We start from the raw sequence: 20683 nt of genomic DNA, 5'->3' as shown, positions 1-20683 counted from the left end.
ATCCTTAACTTCTTAATGGTTTTCAGAATGCGCTGTAAATGTCTTTTCTAAACCGGCATAAAAAATAAGTATATGAATCATCACGTACACCCTGTTCCCGGATCCGATGTACAAATGCATCTTTTAACAGCGCCGGAATCCATTATCCCGGGGAAGGAAACACCGCTTTCATTTAAGCCCATCCGGCATACAGCATCCGGAAAACCGGTGCCATTGGTGCAACACCACGAGGCCGCATTTCACCTGATCGTACTGGATGCATCCCTTACCTGGTTCCGGCACCTGCACCCGGAATTACAGGCAGACGGCAGTTACAGGATCACAATTACCTTTCCCCGCAGCGGCAACTACCTGTTGTATGCAGACTACCAGCCAGAGGGAGCAACGGCCGTGGCGGACCGGATTCCATTAACCGTTGCGGGCAACGGCCCTCATGCAGCCACAGCAACCGGCGAAAAATTAACCGCAACTACCGCCAACCTTGATATTGAAATTGATCTTACAGCGCCCTTGCATACGGGAGCTGCCGCCGAGCTTCCCTTCCGGATCGGGCGTGAAGGGAAACTGTTGAGAGCGACCGAGCTGTTACCTTATCTTGGCGCCGTGGCACACCTGATCCTCATTCACCAGGATGATAAAGACTTTCTGCACATTCATCCCCAGGCGGGTACGGATGTTCCGGTAGTGGCACATACGCAATTTCAAAAGGCAGGTCTTTACCGGATGTGGATCCAGTTTAACATCAACGGCACGGTATACACGGCAGATTTCACGCTGGATGTAAAAGAAGCACCCCATTCAAACCTGCCACAGCAGCACCACGCGCACCATCATGGATAGCCGGAACCGTTCCTGTTCAGGATCTAAACGGGACAGATGCCGGAACGATACCGATTGATCGGGACAGCAGGACTAAAAGAATAACCTGTCGCTTTGAAAATGTCATCCCGGGCTTGTTCCGGTTATTTGGATATCAAAAAAATCCATGATCGTATTCTGTCTTTCGGCACCGCTGTGGTGGTATACCGGTATTGACATAAAAATAATCATTGCATTAGAAAGAAACGGAATATCTTGCGGGTGAAACTTTTTAGGCATGCAACGATACAGGAACCTTCTTTTTTATGTGTTAACGATCACCGCTGCTATCGCGATCATCTGGTGGATCCTTACCATGGGCAACCAGTTACAGTCGCAAAAGAATATCAAATCCATTATCGACAGCAAGCCGGCACTGGGTATTCCTTTTACGGCGGTACTGAAGCATAATATCCGGGAACCGCTGGCCATCCTGCTGCTGCAGATCTTTGTGATCCTGCTGGCCGGTTCATTAATGGGCTTCCTGTTTAAAAAGCTCAAACAACCCCGTGTGATCGGTGAAATGGCCGCAGGCATCCTGCTGGGGGCTTCATTCCTGGGCTATTATTTTCCGGAGGTTTCAGCCTTTGTTTTTCCGCCAAAATCACTGGGCAACCTGAACCTGCTTAGTCAGATCGGACTGGTGTTATTTATGTTCATTGTCGGGTTGGAACTGGATCTGTCCATGCTGAGAGGCAAGACCAATGCCGCAGTAATGATCAGTCATACCAGTATCATTGTACCCTTTACCCTGGGCGTGGCCACCGCCTACTTCACCTATCAGCAGTTTGCTCCGCAAGGTGTGCAGTTCATTTCCTATGCCTTGTTTATCGGTATTTCATTAAGCATTACCGCCTTCCCCGTGCTGGCCCGCATCATACAGGAACGCAATCTGTCTAAAACCAACCTGGGGGTACTGGCCATCACCTGCGCCGCAGCGGATGATGTTACGGCCTGGTGTATCCTGGCGCTGGTGATCGCGGTGGTAAAAGCCGGCTCTGCCTGGAGCGCCTTATACACGATCCTGCTTTCCATTGCCTATATCCTCGTAATGATAAAAGTGCTGCGCCCCCTGATGGCTAAATATTATAAAAAAGTAAACAACCGCCTCACAACGCCCTTTATAGCGATCTGCATGATCGTACTGATCGCCTCTGCATACCTTACCGATGCCATCGGGATCCACGCCTTGTTTGGTGCCTTCGTGGCCGGTATGATTATGCCGGCAGACATGGAGTTTCGCACACAACTGATCGAAAAGATCGAAAGCGTGGCCCTGCTCCTGCTGCTGCCGCTGTTCTTTGTTGCTACAGGGTTAAAAACACAGATCGCCTTGCTCAATAATCCTGCACTCTGGAGCATTTGTATCATTGTATTGATTATTGCGGTGATTGCCAAGTTTGGTGCCAGCGCTGCAGCCGCCCGGTTCACCGGCCAGTCATGGAGTGAAAGCCTCCAGCTGGGCGCACTGATGAACACCCGCGGACTAACGGAACTGGTGGTACTGAATATCGGTTATGACCTGGGCGTGATTTCACAGGAGATTTTTACGATCCTGGTGATCATGGCGCTGTCTACAACCCTCATGACCGGACCGGCACTCAACCGGATCCAGAAACTATTCCGCTCTTCCAAAAAGGCAGAGGCCATAACTCCTTAAGGAAAACAGCTATCCTGCTGAGATATCCGACAACCAACACCTGCGGATATCCGCTGAAAGGAACCGTTGACATTTTTTTCCTGTTTCGGAAACATTTCGCAGCTTTCCTTGTTTATATGTTGAAACGCTGCGGGAGGATCTGTGAGCGGCATTATTTTAACGATCTAATCTTTTGTAAACTAGCTTTTTTCGTTTATTTTCACGTACAAAATTGACAAAACAATGGAAGACAATTATTCAAGAAGCACTCCAGACAGTATTTTTTCGAGAAATGAGGCCGTTGGCTCCCGGTCGCGCTCCTTTCTCGCCAATGTATTTACCTATATGTTCGTGGCATTGGGCATCACTGCGGTAGTGGCCTATTTTTTTGCGAGCAACCCAGAGCAATACATCGCCCCGATTCTATCCAATAAGCTCTTGTTTTATGCAATTGTATTTGCACCACTCGGATTTGTATTGTTAATGTCCTTTGCCTTCAACCGGCTTTCCGCTCCTGTTTTAATGGCCTTACTGCTGGCTTATTCGGCAATAAACGGAATCAGCTTCAGTTTTATTTTACTGGTATATACGAGCACTTCTGTATTTGGCTGTTTCCTTACAGCAGCGCTGATGTTTGGGATCATGGCCGTAATGGGTTATACCACCAAGCAGGATCTTACATCCATGGGACGTATCATGATGATGGGTCTTATCGGTATCATCATTGCCTCTATTGTGAACTTTTTCCTGAAAAGCGACTCCATGGGTTATATCATCAGCTTTATCGGGGTGATCGTATTTACCGGTTTAACCGCATATGACGTGCAGAAACTGAAACGGATCGGCGAAGGGATCGACCAGGAAGGCAATGTGATTGCAGGTGATGTAAAGAAGCTGGCCATTATGGGTGCTTTAAGTCTTTACCTGGATTTCATCAACCTGTTCCTGATGCTGCTGCGTTTGTTTGGAAGAAGGAATTAATATTAATAAATCTTATTTTTGAAAGCCGGTTTTCCCGGCTTTTTTCTTTTAACCTACTGTTATGAACCTCCCGGTGTTGCTTTCAGCATCCATCAGAAAAGAAACCGTTGCGGAAATCGTCGAATGGATCGGCGCAGATCAAAAGCGGTTTGCTCAGTTGTTTCTGCTTTTTTCAAAAGGTGAACGCCGCGTGGTGCAACGGGCTGCCTGGCCCATGAGCTATTGCGTGATCCGTTATCCGGAGCTGATTACACCGCACTACGGGAAGATCATCCGGCTATTGAACGATCCGGCACAACCGGCCGCAGTAAAAAGGAACATCCTGCGTTTGATGGATCAGAGCCCGGAAGTACCCAAAAAGTTTCATGGCCCGGTGATGGATAATTGTTTCCGCATCCTGGAAGACCCGGAGGAAACGATTGCCGCGCGTGCCTTTGCTATTGGCATTCTTTCCCGTATGACCGATGTATATCCGGAAATATTACCCGAGCTGAAAACAGCAGTAGCATTTGTTTTGCCCAATGCCTCCCCCGGTGTACGCAGCCGGGCATTAAAAGTGTTGAAGAAAAAGTGAGGGGTGTTGAAGCAATAGCCACAGAGGCACTGAAACACTGATGGCTATTACCTTCCTTGCTTCCCTGCTCCTTTGCGTCGTTGCATGAAATCAGTGCCTCAGCGGCAGCAATTTATATCCCTTTGAAAGGTGTTGGCGAAAAGTAGACCCGGTAATCTTTGATCCGGCCGTTGGGATTGTCTTGCCGGGGCAACAGCTTTAAACCGGCTATTTTATAGGCTTTACCCAGATCTATTACCACCTGGTGGGGATGTTTGGGGCTTCGGTCCTGCCATTCGGTATGCCAGATACTGGTAAACTGCAGGTCGAAGAGATTGGATGCATTCCCGTCGTCACCATCCAGTTCCTCACTGTCTGCATACACCACTTTCCAGGTGCTGCGCGGGATCTCTTTTCCATCCGCATCTATCAACTGGATCTCTGCTGCAGAGGCATAGGGCTGGTTTTTAAATTCATTTAGGGCCTCCAGGCAAAAATACCGGGCAGTTACGGGTTTAAAAGAAGTGGTTTGCCATTCCTTGCTGTCTTCAAAACTGCCGGAATGATATGCCTGGGCCACCGGTACCAGCCATTTTTGCGAGGCCTTTTTATGGCCCTCCGCACGCTTTTCAGTAACCATATCCAGGATGGGTTTGTCCAACCCGCGTAGCTCCGGTTTATTCGTGCCCAACAGATCAAACACCACCACCTCGTTCTCCCCCTTCTTCAGCCAGCAACCCGGCAGGTACATGGTTTGTGTGGGTCCGATATTCCAGTACCGGCCCAAACAAACGCCGTTTACCCAAACCAGCCCCTTATTCCATTGCTGCAGATCGAGATAAGTATCTTTAAGATCTTTCACCCGGAAGGTGGCTTTATAAAAACCGGCTCCTGCCGGCACCTGGCCGGTTAGCGGTTGATATTTTACTGGAATGTTTTGATCGCCCAGCCGGATCGGGTACTGCTTCCATTGCCGTAATGCTTTCTTTGTAGCTCCGTCGTTCAACACTACCGGACCATGAATACCCTTGCGGTCGTGCATCAGGTACCCGTAATTCACCCGGCCGGTGGCTTCCACCAATACGCTGAGCGGAGTAGCCCTGGTACGGGCAGGAATGCTAACGGTAAAGTTGCCTTTTCTCCGGTCCAGAATAGCGGTCTGTTTGTTATTGATATACACCAGGGCATAGTCATGGATGTCTGCAAACTGAAGCGTAGCCGTTCCTCCGGCAGGTAGTGTGGTCTGATACAATACCGCGCCATATCCCTGGTTCAGGTCTTCCATAAACAATGTGGTATCCGAAACAACGGGAGCCGGTAAGTTTTTCCATAAAGGAGCCACTGCCGTAAAGCGTATAGGCGCTAACAGCTGGGCATCTGCCGCCTGTGGTACCGCCGGAAGGGTTTCACCGGGTTGCAGGTATTTGCCCAGCAGTTCCCGGATTGCATAAAACTTGGAGGTTGGGTTTCCTGCTTCGTTAATGGGTGCATCATAGTCGTAGCTGCTGGTTTGCGGCAGGTACGGCGGTGCGTTGGCGCCGGAGTAAGTGCCAAAGGTAGTACCACCATGCGCCATGTAAATACTAAAGGATGCATTATGATCCAGCATCCATTTCAGTTCATCGATTACGCGCTGGCTGGAACCGGTGTGATGCGGCCTTCCCCAGCTGTCGAACCAACCGGGATAATATTCGGCACACATTAACGGACCATGTGCCTGAACCCCGCGTAATGCCTTAAAGCCGCTTTCGGGATTGCCTCCAAAATTAACCGCAGCAAAAATGTCCGGCCGCACATCATTCTTTAGCTGAACAGGTCCGTCGCAGGTAAAAAAAGGGACGGTAAAACCGGCAGCTTTCAGGTAATCTCGGATCAGCCCGATATAGGCTTTATCAGCGCCAAAACTACCATATTCATTTTCTACCTGCACCATCAGGATATTACCGCCATTGCTGATCTGCAGGGGCGCCAGCTGCTTTCCAACCTCCAGCAGGTAACGCTTACATGCTTCCAGATAATGCGGGTGCTGGGTACGCACACGCATGCTTTTATCTTTTAGCAGCCACCAGGGGAATCCGCCAAACTCCCATTCCGCACAGGAATAAGGTCCTGGCCGGAGGATCACATACAGGCCCTCCTGTTGTGCCATCCGGCAAAACTCGGCGGCATCCGCCTGTTCGCTCCAGTTGAATTTCCCGGGCTCCCGTTCCGTAAAATTCCAGAACAGGTAGGCACACACGGTATTCAGCCCCATGGCCTTTGCCATTTTTAACCGGTGCCGCCAATAATCCCTGGGGATACGCGTATAATGCATCTCCCCGCAACGGATCACAAATGACTGGTTGTTTAATAAGAAACTGGTATCACCAATGGCAAATGACGACCCGGCTGTTTGTGCGGTGACTCCGTATTGTAAGAGCAACGACACACATATAAGCATCAGACCGCAACGGAATCTTCTGTAGCAGTGCATGAAAGAGATGCGTATTAAAAAAGTTAGAGTCTCTTGATCTTGATATTACGGAACCATACTGTATTGCCATGATCCTGCAAACCGATGCGGCCTGATTTGAACGCAGCAAAATCCGGAAGATTTTTAAACTTGCTTTGGGCTACCAGTGCACGCCAGTTATCATCCCACATACGGGTATCAATAACATGCACCCCATTCAAATAGAAATCCAGTTTGCCATTCAGACTTTTGATGACTACATGGTTCCATTCTCCAACGGCCTTTACAGGCTCGCTGCTGCTTTTAATAATATCATACAAATCACCGGCACGGTGCTTGGTGATCTTTCCATCCGGATGCCCGTCATTATCCAGGATCTGCATTTCGGGTCCGGTATACCACATATACTTATACTTGTCTTTGTTATCGATCACATAAAGACATACACCGCTGTTTCCTTTTTGAGAAATTTTCCAGTCCAGCTGCAGCTCAAAGTTGCCATACTCCTCATCACTTACCAGGTCGCCCCTGCCGGATTGGGCATCACCGTTCAGTTGCAGGGTACCATCCACCGCCTGCCAGGCAGTTCCCGGAGCCGTGGTACCATAGGTATGCCACCCGGCCGTTGTTTTGCCGTCAAACAGCAGCTTCCAGCCAGCTGCCTTTTCTTTTTTATTAAGCGTATTCGGCGTTTCATTTCCCTGGCTGTGCTTCTGGCCAGAACAGGAATAGGCCGTCAGTCCGAGTGCGGCGGCGATCAAAAAGGTTTTTGTCATAATCAAGGTTTAAATCGGGTTATTTTTTTAACAGCAGGATGTATTTTACCATAGTCTTGGCATCGGCTTCAGACACATTCGGATGTGGAGTCATGGGCACTTCACCCCAAACACCGCTACCACCGGAAATTACTTTCTGCGCCAGCTTAGTAATCGTAGCATCATCGGCACCGGCATACTTATTGGCCACATCGCGGTAAGCAGGACCCGTTAATTTTTCGTCGATCTTATGACAGGTGATACATTGATACTGGCCTACCATTGCCAAACCCGCCTGGTAATCCGGATTGGCGGATACATCGTCCTTTTTCTCGGTTGATGAGGGCTCCGTGCCGGTTCCTTCCGATTTCTTTTGCTCTCCGCCACCACATGCAGCAGCGATGGCCGCCACGATAACCGCAGATAAAATAACTTTCTTCATGTTCTGTGTATTTGTTTGAATTTTTTTATAAAGATATTAATTGATCCCTAAAACTTTTCGATTTAATGCGTCATCTTTTACCGTAGCGGCAAAATCGTCGAACGCCTTATCGGTAACCCGGATGATATGATCTTTGATAAACTGTGCGCCTTCTCTCGCTCCGTCTTCAGGATGCTTGAGGCAGCACTCCCATTCCATTACGGCCCATCCCTTAAAGTCGTATTCGGCCAGCTTGGAGAAGATGGTTTTAAAATCTACCTGGCCATCACCCGGGCTCCGGTACCGTCCGGCACGCTTCAGCCAGGGCTGGTAACCGCCAAAAGCCCCCTTCCTGCCCGTTGGGTTAAACTCCGAATCCTTTACGTGAAAAGCCTTGATGCGTTCATGAAAGATATCGATGTACTCAATGTAATCCAGGCATTGCAGTACAAAATGCGAGGGGTCGTATAGCAGGCAGGCCCTTGGGTGATTGTTTACTTTCTCCAGGAACATCTCATAGGTATCCCCGTCAAACAGATCTTCCCCCGGGTGGACCTCATAGCATACATCAACCCCCGATTCGTCAAAGGCGTTCAATATGGGCGTCCACCGGCGGGCCAGTTCGTTAAATCCTTCTTCTACCAGTCCGGCAGGCCGCTGCGGCCATGGATGAAATGCATGCCATAATAAGGATCCGCTAAACGTGGCATGTGCGTTCAGTCCCAGGTTCTGCGAAGCCTTTGCCGCATACTTCATTTGCTGGATGGCCCATTCAGTACGGGCTTTTGAATTATTGCGCACCGATTCCGGCGCAAAGGAATCAAACAACAGATCGTAAGCCGGATGCACGGCTACCAGCTGCCCCTGTAAGTGAGTAGAAAGCTCGGTGATCTCCATTCCGCTTGCGTTTACGATGCCCTTGATCTCATCCGCATAGGTTTTGCTTTCAGCGGCCTTTTGCAGATCGATGAACTGGTCATTGTTGGTGGGGATCTGTACGCCCTTAAATCCCAGTGAGGCGGCCCAGGTGCAAATAGATTCCAGTGTGTTAAAGGGAGCTTGATCTCCGGCAAATTGTGCCAGGAAGATACCGGGTCCTTTCAGCGTAGTCATATATAATCGTTATTTATTTTAATAATAGACCGGCTAAATGTACAAAACTTTCAATAATCCAATTCAGTTTTTCGTGTATTCTGAACACTTTCTCCTGTTCCTGTAATATAAACGGTTGGGATACCAAAATCGTCTGTGTAATTACCGTCTTTTTGGCGGTTTAAAAAAAATCAGCATAATTATTTTCAAGAATGAAAAAATAGTACATTTAGCATCTGAATACGTTTTAACGCAAAAATTAAATAACGAAAGCATTGGTATGAAGTCCATTCAACGTCATCAACTATTTGTAGCAAGCTGCCTGGCACTTCTGGTAACTTCGCTCTCTTTTGGAATCAGAGCCGGGATATTAAATAAGCTGGGTGTAGATTTTGGCCTGGATAAAGCAGAATTGGGTACCATTGCGGCCACTGCATTCTGGGGGTTTCCGTTAGCGGTTATTATCGGGGGCGTTGTAGTAGATATTATTGGCATGAAGCGCCTGTTAGTGGTTGCATTTGTCTTCCATCTTTTAGGGATCCTGTTAACGATCTTTTCCGGAAAATTCGGCAATCCGTTCTGGGCCCTGTTCTTCTCAACCCTGCTTATTGGTATTGCCAACGGCACGGTGGAAGCGGCCTGCAACCCGCTGGTTACGGCACTGTATCCTGAAAATAAGACCACCAAGCTGAATCACTTTCATTTATGGTTTCCGGGGGGCATTGTGCTAGGTACACTTATTGTTTACTTCTTTGATAAAGCCGCATTAAGCTGGCAGGTTCAGGTAGGTATCATGCTGATTCCGACATTGATCTATGGATTTCTTTTTTCCAAACTGAAGTTCCCGGTAACGGAGCGCGTTTCGAGCGGAATTTCTACTTCTGAAATGTACCGTTCACTCGGCAATCCGCTTTTTATTTTTATGCTGATCTGCATGTTCGGCACGGCCATCACCGAATTATTTACCGGTCAGTGGATCGATGTGCTCCTGCGCAACATTACCGATAATGCCCTGCTGGTGTTAACGGTATCTACAGGTGTTATGGTCATCGGCCGGGCTTTGGCCGGACCGATCGTTGAACGTCTGGCACCACAGGGCGTGCTGCTGATGTCGGCAATTGTGGCTACCATCGGACTTTACCTGTTAGGCAATACTTCAGGCAATATGATTTTTATAGGAGCCCTAATTTTTGGAGCGGGTGTTTGCTATTTCTGGCCAACAATGCTGGGTTTTGTTTCCGAATACCTTCCAAAAACCGGGGCCATCGGGCTCAACCTGATGGGCGGGGCAGGAATGTTTGCCGTGTCCATATACATGATGCTGATGGGCGGTGTATATGACCGCCTGATTGGTGAAAAGCTGCCGGCCGGAGCCGACCTTAAGGCCTACAACGCGCCGGAAGCTTCCCTCGAAATGAAGACGGCCCTGGCGGAGGCCAACAAAGCAGCAGGTCCTGAAATCATCAATACCACACTCGTGATCCCGATCGTGCTGATCGCTGCCTTTATTGGCCTCAATATTTATATGCGTAACAGAAGCAAAAAGCTTCAGGCAGCCTGACCGTTTTTTTAGCCCTTTTCAAATTATCTTTTCTTACTAAATATTTAAACGTCCGTTAAAGTATCAATATGAGATCATCCATCAAAGTTCAGTTATCGGTTATGATGTTCCTGGAATTTTTTATCTGGGGCGCCTGGTTTGTAACACTGGGTACCTACCTGGGAACAAACTTAAAAGCAGACGGCCTGGATATTGCGAAAGTATTTTCAACCCAATCTTACGGAGCCATTATTGCGCCCTTTATTATCGGGCTGATCGCCGACCGCTTCTTTAATGCCGAACGGATCCTGGGTGTTTTGCATATTGCCGGCGCCATCCTGATGTACATGATGTATACGGCTCCGGATGTAAGCGTATTTTATCCCTATACCTTTGGCTATATGATCGTATACATGCCCACACTGGCCCTGGTGAATTCCGTTTCTTTCCGGCAGATGACCAATCCCGAAAAGCAGTTCTCCAATATCCGGGTATTTGGTACCGTTGGCTGGATCCTGGCGGGTTTATTGATCAGCTGGCTCAAATGGGACGAGGTGCAAAACAATACCACAAACGGCACCTTAAGGAACACCTTCCTGATGGCCTCCGTTGCTGCCGGTATACTGGGACTCTTCAGCTTCACCCTTCCCAAAACGCCACCCAAAAAAGCGCAGGGCAATGCCAGCGTTTCGCAGATTCTCGGGCTGGATGCACTCAAATTGCTAAAGGACCCCAACTTTTTGATTTTTTTTCTTGCCTCCATCGCTATCTGTATTCCGCTTGCATTCTATTATCAAAATGCCAATCCCTTCCTTACAGGCATCGGCCTCGAAAATGCTACCGGAATGATGGCGTTCGGCCAGGTATCCGAAGCCCTGTTTATCTTACTGCTGCCCGTATTCTTTAAACGTTTTGGATTTAAGAATACTATTCTTGTTGGGATGCTTGCATGGGTAGTCCGTTATATCCTGTTTGCATATGGCAATTCCGGCGAACTGGCGTTTATGCTCATCACCGGTATTGTGCTGCATGGCGTATGTTATGACTTCTTCTTTGTATCCGGACAGATCTATACGGATGCAAAAGCCGGTGAACAATATAAAAGTTCAGCTCAGGGGCTCATCACATTAGCTACCTATGGCGTAGGGATGCTGATCGGTTTCTGGGTAGCAGGTTTTATATCCGAGCATTATAAAACGGCAGCAGGAACGCCCGAATGGAAAATGGTGTGGCTGGTTCCGGCAGGTATTGCGGCCGTAGTGATGATCTTATTCGTATTACTTTTCAGGGATAAATCAAAAGCAGCAGAATTGCCACAATAGTTATATGAAGAAGACCTCCCGCAGAAAAGCGATCCAAACCATTGCAATAACAGCAGCCCTGGCCGGCAATGTTTCCGGCTGGAGCTCGGTTTTAAAGAACAATAAAAAAAACATGAGTTTAAAAGGTAATATCAATCATAGTGTGTGCCGCTGGACCTATGGAAGTCTTTCGCTGGAGCAACTTTGTACCACCGTGAAAGAGTTAGGATTTGCCGCCATTGACCTGGTAGGACCAAAAGACTGGGATACACTAAAGAAGCACGGCATTTATTCCAGCATGTGCAACGGGGCCGAGATCAACCTCGTGGATGGCTGGAATGAGCCGAACTTTCACAGCACACTGATCAAAAATTATACAGAGCATATCGAATACGTAGCCAAAGCCGGCTATAAAAACCTGATCTGTTTCAGCGGCAACCGCCGGGGGATGGATGATGAAAGCGGTCTCAAAAATTGCGTGCAGGGATTAAAAAAGATCCTGCAACATGCAGAAAAGCACAATGTGACCCTGATAATGGAACTGCTGAACAGCAAGGTAGACCATCACGACTATATGTGCGATCACAGTGCATGGGGTGTAGAACTCTGCAAGCGTTTGGGATCGGATCATTTTAAACTGCTTTATGATATTTATCACATGCAGGTGGATGAGGGAAATGTGATCGCGAATATACGGTCCTTCCACCCCTATTTCGCCCATTATCATACGGCAGGTGTTCCGGGCAGACACGAGCTCAATGAGCTCCAGGAGCTGAATTATCCGGCGATTATGAAAGCCATTGCCGCAACCGGTTTTAAGGGATATGTAGCCCAGGAATTTATTCCAACAGGAAAAACAGACGAAGACCGTAAACAGGCCTTAAAAGATGCCGTTCTTGTATGTGATGTGTAATTACCCGCTAAACGTATAAATTATGTATAATAGAAAAGAATTCTTAAAAAGGTCTGGCGGCGCTGCTCTTGGCTTAATGCTGGGATCAACGCTGAGCGCAGCCTGTAATACTTCGTCCCGTGTAAAAATCAACGGCAGCATCAAGGCCCTGGGCATACAGCTTTACAGCCTGAGAGACGATCTGCCCAAAGACCCGAAAGGCATTCTGAAACAACTCGCCGCTTTTGGCTATAAAGAGATTGAGAGCTATGAAGGAGCACAGGGCATGTTTTGGGGAATGGGAAATAAAGGATTTAAATCGTACGTTGACGGTTTGGGCATGAAGATCGTAAGCAGTCACTGCGATTTCCGGGCCGACTTTGAACGCAAGGCAGCCGAAGCGGCTGAAATCGGAATGAGCTACCTGATCTGTCCGTATGTGGGTCCGCAGAAAACCCTGGATGATTACAAGAAACTGGCAGATGAATTCAATAAGGCGGGAGAAATCTGTAAAAAGAACGGGATCCGGTTTGCCTATCATAACCATGATTATAGCTTCCGCCAGCAGGACGGCCAGTACCCCCAGGATATTTTTATGCAGCACACGGACCAAAGCCTGATGGACTATGAAATGGATATTTACTGGGTGGTTACGGCCGGGCAGGATCCCATTGCCTGGTTAAAGAAATACAATGGCCGGTTTAAACTCTGCCACGTAAAAGACCGGAAGAAAGGCGCTGTTCCGCAAAAGGGAGAGCCGAACCTGAGTGTGATCGTAGGTACCGGCTCCATCGATTTTAAAACCATCCTGGCAGCCGCCCGTGCAGAAGGTATGCAGCATTATATCCTGGAGCAGGAAGCTTACGAAAAGGCCCCGGTTGAATGTGTAAAGGAGGGTGCGGCTTATTTGAACAAGCTTGTTTTTTAGCGTAAACCAAATCATCTATATCAAAAAAAACCGGCCTTCCAGCCGGTTTTTTCATATACTTAATATGATTGTTTCAATGTATGATTACGGATGTGCCGGTGGTGCGGTGTTCTTGGCCAGCCGGTCAATATTCACCATATCATCCACCACATTAGCAGCCTGGTTCAAATAGATATCTTCGCTCAATATCTTTAACCATTGCTTGGCCCTTTCTTCCTTATTCTTGTCTTTTGCAAATTTATTTGCTTCAGCCGGTATAAGGGTCACATCCATTTTATTCTTTAATTTCTGAGCGGCATTCATCTGATCCGATTTTTCCTTGATCGCCTTCCGCTCCTGGCGGTAGCTTTCGATATTCAGCGAGCTTTCATCATTCTCCCGTACCAGCCATTGGCTGTTCTCTTTGATCACTTTGAACGACGAATCTGCTTTCAGCCGCTGTTCGCTCAACGCCTTTATTTCAGGCAGGTTCCAGGCACTTTTCCAGGGCATATAATCGGCCTTTGCAATTTCATCATAAGGCAAGGCATCTTTATTGTCTTTCTCTTTCAGTTTCAGCACATCCATATAGCTCGGTAACACGATATCAGACTCTACTCCTTTTAACTGGGTAGAACCTCCGCTAACCCGGTAGAACTTCTGGAGAGTCAGTTTTACATTTCCCAGGTCAGACTCTCCGTAAGTGATACCATTTTTTGCATCCAGGCCAAAGTTGCGCTGCACTGTTCCCTTACCAAAAGTAGAAGTGCCACCAATGATCACCCCTCTTCCGTAATCCTGTATGGCAGCCGCAAATATTTCAGAAGCCGAAGCACTGAATTCGTTTACCATCACGGCCAGTGGTCCGTCATACAACACCGACTCATCTTTTACGTCCAGCACATCGGGCTTGTTGATTCGGCCCTTTACCTGAACCACGGGGCCCTTTCCAACAAAAAGACCCACCATCTGTACCACATCATATAAAGAACCACCGCCATTATAACGCAGATCGATAATGATGCCGTCCACTTTGGCATCTTTGAGTTTTTGTACTTCTTTGGCTACATCCAGGTAACTGCGGCGCCCGTTCGGATCATCAAATGCAGCATAGAATTCCGGCAGATAAATGATCCCGACATTTGTATGTTTTACCGGGTCATTGATCACCGCGCTTCTGGCGTAGGTATCAAAGTCATTTTCGATCTTCTCCCGCTTCAGGCTCACTACTTTCACCACACCGTCTGTTTTCCGGACCGTCAGTTTTACGATGGTACCTTCTTTACCACGGATCAGCTTCACGGCATCCTGTACATTATATCCCATCAGGTCTTCTGCGGGGCCATTGCCCTGTGCCACTTTGGTAATGATATCACCGCTTTGTAATTGCCCCGATTTTTCAGCAGGACTTCCGGCATTCAGTGAGGTTATTTTTATCTTCCCATCCACCTGCTGCAGTGCCGCGCCAATACCAAAGAACACACCGCTCATTTCTTCATCAAAATACCGCTTATCAACCGGCGCCATAAAACTGGTATGCGGATCCATCGTATTGGCAATGTCGTTCATAAACATATCGAACTTATCTTCATCGCGATACTTCGCCTTATACCGCTCAAACAATCTTCCGATCACTGTATCGGTGCGGCTGCGCGCCTGCTTTTCCAGCTCCGTATCGTTCTTAACCACATAGCCCTTCTGGTTCTTATTAGCCGTTCTTTCATCCAGCAGGTCAACATAGCGTTCAAGTGCCAGGTATTTCAACTTCTTTCTCCAGCGATCCTGCCGCTCAGCAGTGCTGGTGGGGTACTGCAGCTTATCCGCATTCAGGGTGATCGATTCATTTACGGTATAGTCGAATGGCTTTGCAAGAATGTTCTGACTCCATTCTGCCGTTTCCTGGATCCTTCTGTCGAACACAGAAGACACCGCCAGGAAACTCTGCACCGGCGCACCTTTTATTTCATCGTCGATCCGCGTAGCATACAAGGCTGCCAGCGAATCATAATCGGATTTCAGGAACACATTCTTTTCAAAGTCGAGGTCGTCCATAAACTTGTCGAACACTTTTTTTGAAAAGTTATCATCAATATTCTGAGGGCTGAAATGTCCTTGAACCAGGAGCTGACCCACCAGCCCCATGATCTGCTCATATTTGCCCGGAGGTGTACGGGCCATGGATGATTTAAATGCAAAAAAGGAACCCGTTAATAATATAATTAACAGTATAAAAGGTAATCTTTTCATATTCAATATATACTTTAACAAACCACGCATTTCCCAAAAATAATATTTAAAACGATGACTTACGTATTTCGTTATTTTTTTTAAGACAATAAATTGGTAAATTTTCCTAATAAAGTTACGCCATTAAAAATATTTGCTCCTAAATAAATAATTTCTTGCCTTTTATATTCATTTTTTATTTACATTTGCAGCCCTGTTAATGGTGGCTATAGCTCAGTTGGTTAGAGCATCAGATTGTGGTTCTGAGGGTCGCCGGTTCGAACCCGGTTAGCCACCCTGATCAAACCCCGAATCGTTATTCGGGGTTTTTTTGTAAGCACCTCACGACAAAATTCATTTTTATGTCCTATTGCTTATTACTACTCCTTCCGGTTTCCGCCCTCACTGGTTGGTTGCTTCATGTTATAGCGGGCAATTATTTCCTGAACCGGTACCTTCCGGCGCAGGATGCACAACTAGCCGCTAAAGCAGGTCAATGGGCCGGCGCACTCGTAAACCAATCATTAAATATCGAACAAAAGATCAGCGATCCGGCGCTTATTGAAAAAGCAATGCCGGCGATTGAGCAACATATTGATGATTTTTTGAACGTGAAGCTGAAGGAAGAGATCCCGATGCTGGCCATGTTCATCGGCAATAAAACTACTGATAAAGTAAAAGAAGTATTTGTAAATCAACTGAAGCTCCTGTTTCCCCAGGTAATGCTTCAGATCGCCGGAAATTTAAAAACAGAGCTGGATCCGGAGCAGATCGTAACCCGTCAGCTGAACAACCAGCCGGTATCGGCCCTCGTTAAAAAGCAGGCGTCTCTGCAACTCCGGCAATACCGGAATGCAGGACTTCTTTTAGGGCTGGTCATCGGGTTGATAAACCTGTTGTTCATTTACCTGATCCGGTGCTGATTGACCGTTCATATAATGCATACCACCTTTTTTTTACGCGGTACAAGTATTCCTTTAATTAACCGTCTAACGCACTAAAAATAATTTTTGATGAAAAAACAACTCTTCCTGGGGCTGATGCTCTTATTCGCAATGGGTATCAATGCCCAGAATGGCCAGATGCCTGCAGGATCACTTTATGGAAAAGTAGTTGATTCCGCTACCGGAAAAGGGATCGACGCCGCATCCATTCAACTGTTACTGGTAAAAAAAGACTCGGCTACCGGACAAAATAAAACGACGGTAGTTAGCGGCATGCTGACAAAGGCCAATGGAGAATTTCGCCTGGACGGTGTACCTGCTATGGGCCGGTACCTGCTGGAAATTACCGGCATTGGCTATATCGCTTATAGAAAACCGTTTTCCTTTATCGATCCGTCCAAGTTAAAACAAGGCAGCCGGGATATTGCGTCCCTGCTGGGCAACCTGGACAAGGATCTTGGAAATATCAAATTGGGGATCGACAACCAAACGCTTTCCACGGTAACCGTTACCGGTTCCAAGCCATCGGTAAGCCTGGGCATCGACCGCAAAGTATACAATGTAGAAAATAACCTGATGGCCGCCGGCGGTACTGCAACGGATCTGCTCAAGAACATTCCATCCGTAAACGTGGATATCGACGGCAACATCAGCATCCGCAACAGCAGCCCCCAGATCTTTGTAGACGGACGCCCCACTACCCTTACGCTGGATCAGATTCCTTCTGACCAGATCGAAAGCGTTGAAGTGATCACCAATCCCTCGGCCAAGTATGACGCATCCGGAGGAACCGCGGGCATCCTGAATATTGTACTGAAGAAAACAAAACGGGTTGGTTACAGCGGTAATGTACGAGCTGGTATCGATCAGCGGGGAAAAGCCAATTTTGGAGGGAATATCAATATACGGCAGGGCAAATTCAATGTGTTTGCCAATGCCAACTACGGTCAGCGGAAATCCATTTCGGATGGTACCACAACAAGGAAAACCTTTTTAAAAGATACCACTCTGCAACTCCTTCAAACCGATCATAATGTAGGAGACGGTACGTTTATGTTTGGCAGGGCCGGTTTTGATTATTTCCTGGATAACCGCAATACCATTACCGTTTCCGGAATGGGCGTGAAGGGTAAATTTAAAAATTATACCGGCAGCGACCTGTTCGTAGATACCCTGGCCGATGGTTATGCCGCGCATTCCAGAACCATAAGGGAATCGAACGGCAATTTCAGTTTCCGCAATCTTGGAGGAAGCCTTGGGTACGTACATAATTTCCCGAAAAGCGGGCACCAGCTTACGGCTGATTTCAATTATAACAAAAGCCGCAATGATAACAATACCGCAATTGGCAACCGCATTTTTGACGATGCCTCCGGGCCGCAAACCCGGAGCTTCAGCCAGCAGCAACTGGGAGATGGCAATAACCAGCGCATCACCGCACAGGCCGATTATACCAATCCCCTTTCGGATAAATCGAAACTGGAAGCCGGCGTGCGCATGAACCAGTCCAAAGTGGCCAGCATTAATAATATGTATTATATACAGGCCGACGGGTCTTCGATCTTACAACCCCTGCTCTCTTCGCAATTCAATTATAAGGACCAGGTACTGGCTGCCTATGGCAACTTTTCCAGTAAGATCGGCGAACGGTTCGGTTACCAGTTGGGCTTAAGGGTAGAAAGCTCCAACTACGACGGTACCGTGCTCACGAACGGCACCAATCAGCATTTCAGTATCAAATATCCCATTAGCTTATTTCCAAGCGTGTTCCTGAGTCAGAAGCTCAATGATCAGCAGGATCTCCAGCTGAACTATAGCCGGCGCATCAACCGGCCGGGCTTCTTCCAGTTGTTTCCCTTCATCGATTATTCGGATTCACTCAATCTTAACAAGGGAAATCCCAACCTTAAGCCGGAGTTTACCAATTCCTTTGAGTTGTCTTATTCCAACAACTTTAACCGGAATAACAACCTGATCCTTTCGGTATACTATAAACATACCGCAGGGCTCATTACCCGGTACCAGTCGCCCGATGTGCATCCCATCGATAATCGCCAGATATTGGTTAATACCTTTATCAACGCCAATTCCAGCTTTGTAGGCGGCTTTGAGGCCGTTGGTAAAAACAAGCTCACCCCCTGGTGGGATCTTACCAGCAATATCAATGTCTATACATCAAAGATCACGATCGATGACCCCACGATCCCAACCGCAGATCAGCTTTACAGCTGGTTCGGAAAGATCAATAACGACTTTAAACTGCCCGCTAACTTTACATTGCAGTTATCCGGTGATTATAATTCTAAAACCGTGTTGGGTCCCGGTGGCAGCAGCGGCAATAATTCCGGCGGGGGGCGCGGCTTTATGGGTGGTACTGTAAGTGGTAATGCCCAGGGATATACCATGCCCAATTATGGTATTGATGCGGCATTAAAATATGAGTTCCTGAAAGGCAAGGCAGCTTCCGTTACCCTTAGTGTAAACGATCTCTTTAAAACACGGAAAAGCGATATCTATACCAGCTCCGGCTTTTTTGAACAGCACCAGATGCGCACCCGCGACCAGCAGTTCTTCCGGCTCAATTTTGCCTATCGCTTCGGGAAATTCGATGCTTCCCTGTTCAAACGCAAGAACATGAAAGGCGAACAGGAAAGTATGCAGAGTGGCATGCAGGGCATGGGCGGACAGTAAATGGCAATCAGTTTTCAGATATCAGACGCTGCGTTCAGGATAGGGAGATCATTATTCAATGCGGATGCTTTATAGTTCTGTTATACCCAACAGGAGATCAGCGCTAGAAGGTAAAAGGCTAAACGGTGTTTTACATTTCAACGTTCAGGTCTGGCTTTCAGGGGTCAGGAAGACCTGGGGACGGGGGATTTTGTTTAATGCAGGAGCTATCTTGCCTATTTGCTATTACGTCATTATCACATTTCCACATTCTCAAATTTTCAAATTTCCAAAAAATTATAAAGCAGTAACGGCATCTCCACTTCTACATTGAATATTCTACATTGAATATTTTTCATTCCCCGCAGGGGTTTGTTATATTTGTTTCTTGAAGCAAATCATTCACATCGTGGGGAACCGGCCCCAGTTTATCAAGCTGGCTGTTTTATACAAAGCGATCGCAGCACGAAAAATAGCCCGGCAGCTGATCCTGCATACGGGTCAGCATCACAGTCAGGAAATGAGCGGGGTCTTTTTTAATGACCTGGCCTTGCCTGCCCCGGATATCCAATTGCAGGTTGAAAATACAGATCCCGATCTTTTTATAGCGCATACAACCCGGCAGATACAACAATGCCTGGCTCAGGAAAAGCCCGGTACCGTTATCATTTATGGAGATACCAATACCACGCATGCCGCAGCAATAGCAGCCGCACGCACGGGCCAGTTACTGCATCATTTTGAAGCCGGTGTGCGTACCGGGGATCTGAAAGCGCCGGAGGAAATCAACCGCCTGTTGGCAGACCGCCTTTCGTCCGTGCACTATTGTTGCACGATGCATAACCTTCAAACATTAAAAGCAGAAGGTTTTGGCACGGCCATAACAGCCAGCCCGGTTTTTACCGGCGACCTGATGCTGGATGCGTACCTCAAAATACCGGAAGATGTTTCCTTCCGGCCGGAAACGGCCCCCTACGTGGCCTGTACCATACACCGGGCAGAGAACATCCTTGTAAAGAAAAATCTAGAGGCGATCATTAACGCGCTGAACGATCTGCACCGTCAAATACCCGTAATCGTTCCCCTTCATCCGCATACGCAAAAGAGGATCGCAGAAACCGGGGCAACCATCTCTTTCCGGGTGATGCCGCCCCTGGGCTACCCGCAGATGAAGGCATTTATAAAACAGGCGAGTTTTGTAATTACCGATAGCGGGGGCGTGAGCCGCGAAGCTTACTTTGCCGAAAAGCCATCACTGGTTGTTATGGAGCGCCCGGTATGGCCGGAGATCATCCGGTCCGGAGCCGGCCTTACCTGCGCACCCGACCGGGATGCCCTCCTGCAGGCATTTATGCGACTGGCACAGTTAACACCGGGATATGAGGCCGCACTCTTCGGGTATGGTAATGCCGCACAACACATTTGCGATCATTTATCCGATTCTCTGTAAAT

16 protein-coding genes and 1 tRNA gene are annotated in these 20683 nt (G+C 47.7%); 12 read left to right on the top strand and 5 right to left on the bottom strand.

What is annotated here, in order from left to right:
- Nucleotides 1-72: 72 nt before the first annotated feature.
- The 4 genes from LQ567_RS02750 to LQ567_RS02735 all read left to right on the top strand — a co-directional run bounded on the left by LQ567_RS02750 (nt 73) and on the right by LQ567_RS02735 (nt 4052).
- Nucleotides 73-840 carry a hypothetical protein gene (locus tag LQ567_RS02750; protein ID WP_231002568.1) on the top strand — a complete coding sequence of 256 codons (768 nt, stop codon included), beginning with the start codon at nt 73-75 and terminating at the stop codon, nt 838-840.
- A gap of 256 nt (nt 841-1096) precedes the next feature.
- Nucleotides 1097-2518, top strand: a complete 1422-nt coding sequence (locus LQ567_RS02745) for a cation:proton antiporter domain-containing protein (RefSeq protein ID WP_231002567.1) — start codon at nt 1097-1099, stop codon at nt 2516-2518.
- A gap of 222 nt (nt 2519-2740) precedes the next feature.
- Nucleotides 2741-3478, top strand: a complete 738-nt coding sequence (locus LQ567_RS02740) for a Bax inhibitor-1/YccA family protein (RefSeq protein WP_231002566.1) — start codon at nt 2741-2743, stop codon at nt 3476-3478.
- A 61-nt stretch (nt 3479-3539) separates the two neighbouring features.
- Nucleotides 3540-4052, top strand: a complete 513-nt coding sequence (locus LQ567_RS02735) for a hypothetical protein (protein ID WP_231002565.1) — start codon at nt 3540-3542, stop codon at nt 4050-4052.
- A 112-nt stretch (nt 4053-4164) separates the two neighbouring features.
- Here the strand turns inward: LQ567_RS02735 and LQ567_RS02730 are convergent, their stop codons facing one another.
- From LQ567_RS02730 to LQ567_RS02715, 4 genes are all read right to left on the bottom strand, one after another.
- Nucleotides 4165-6453: a beta-galactosidase gene (locus tag LQ567_RS02730; protein ID WP_231002564.1), complete on the bottom strand. Its 2289-nt coding sequence runs from the start codon at nt 6451-6453 to the stop codon at nt 4165-4167.
- 74 nt (nt 6454-6527) lie between these two features.
- Nucleotides 6528-7259, bottom strand: coding sequence for a 3-keto-disaccharide hydrolase (locus tag LQ567_RS02725; protein WP_231002563.1), 732 nt, complete (start codon nt 7257-7259; stop codon nt 6528-6530).
- Between the two features lie 19 nt (nt 7260-7278).
- Nucleotides 7279-7680: a c-type cytochrome gene (locus LQ567_RS02720; protein WP_231002562.1), complete on the bottom strand. Its 402-nt coding sequence runs from the start codon at nt 7678-7680 to the stop codon at nt 7279-7281.
- 36 nt (nt 7681-7716) lie between these two features.
- Nucleotides 7717-8772, bottom strand: a complete 1056-nt coding sequence (locus LQ567_RS02715; protein WP_231002561.1) for a sugar phosphate isomerase/epimerase family protein — start codon at nt 8770-8772, stop codon at nt 7717-7719.
- A gap of 259 nt (nt 8773-9031) precedes the next feature.
- Here LQ567_RS02715 and LQ567_RS02710 point away from each other — a divergent pair, with 259 nt between their 5' ends.
- The 4 genes from LQ567_RS02710 (at nt 9032) to LQ567_RS02695 (ending at nt 13412) form a co-directional block, all read left to right on the top strand.
- Nucleotides 9032-10312 (top strand): MFS transporter, encoded by a 1281-nt coding sequence (locus LQ567_RS02710; protein WP_231002560.1) that lies wholly within the window; start codon nt 9032-9034, stop codon nt 10310-10312.
- Between the two features lie 68 nt (nt 10313-10380).
- Complete coding sequence (locus tag LQ567_RS02705; protein WP_231002559.1) at nt 10381-11613, top strand: nucleoside permease; 1233 nt, start codon at nt 10381-10383, stop codon at nt 11611-11613.
- A gap of 4 nt (nt 11614-11617) precedes the next feature.
- Nucleotides 11618-12505, top strand: a complete 888-nt coding sequence (locus LQ567_RS02700; protein ID WP_231002558.1) for a hydroxypyruvate isomerase family protein — start codon at nt 11618-11620, stop codon at nt 12503-12505.
- A gap of 22 nt (nt 12506-12527) precedes the next feature.
- Nucleotides 12528-13412, top strand: coding sequence for a sugar phosphate isomerase/epimerase family protein (locus LQ567_RS02695; protein ID WP_231002557.1), 885 nt, complete (start codon nt 12528-12530; stop codon nt 13410-13412).
- 84 nt (nt 13413-13496) lie between these two features.
- On the opposite strand, the gene LQ567_RS02690 is transcribed toward LQ567_RS02695, so the two are convergent.
- Nucleotides 13497-15638, bottom strand: coding sequence for a carboxy terminal-processing peptidase (locus LQ567_RS02690; protein ID WP_231002556.1), 2142 nt, complete (start codon nt 15636-15638; stop codon nt 13497-13499).
- A gap of 202 nt (nt 15639-15840) precedes the next feature.
- On the opposite strand from LQ567_RS02690, the gene LQ567_RS02685 reads away from it, so the two are divergent.
- The 4 genes from LQ567_RS02685 to LQ567_RS02670 all read left to right on the top strand — a co-directional run bounded on the left by LQ567_RS02685 (nt 15841) and on the right by LQ567_RS02670 (nt 20681).
- Nucleotides 15841-15914 (top strand) — tRNA-His (locus LQ567_RS02685).
- 65 nt (nt 15915-15979) lie between these two features.
- The gene (locus tag LQ567_RS02680; RefSeq protein ID WP_231002555.1) at nt 15980-16540 is read left to right on the top strand and encodes a hypothetical protein; all 561 of its coding nucleotides are present in this window, start codon (nt 15980-15982) and stop codon (nt 16538-16540) included.
- Between the two features lie 90 nt (nt 16541-16630).
- Nucleotides 16631-19252, top strand: a complete 2622-nt coding sequence (locus LQ567_RS02675) for a TonB-dependent receptor (RefSeq protein ID WP_231002554.1) — start codon at nt 16631-16633, stop codon at nt 19250-19252.
- A 367-nt stretch (nt 19253-19619) separates the two neighbouring features.
- Nucleotides 19620-20681: a UDP-N-acetyl glucosamine 2-epimerase gene (locus LQ567_RS02670; RefSeq protein WP_231002553.1), complete on the top strand. Its 1062-nt coding sequence runs from the start codon at nt 19620-19622 to the stop codon at nt 20679-20681.
- Nucleotides 20682-20683: the final 2 nt, after the last annotated feature.

Origin of the sequence: Niabella pedocola (genome assembly GCF_021044425.1) — a bacterium.
Classification (GTDB): domain Bacteria; phylum Bacteroidota; class Bacteroidia; order Chitinophagales; family Chitinophagaceae; genus Niabella; species Niabella pedocola.
Note: the sequence above shows the minus strand (reverse complement) of the source record. Positions and strands in the feature narration are given on the sequence as shown.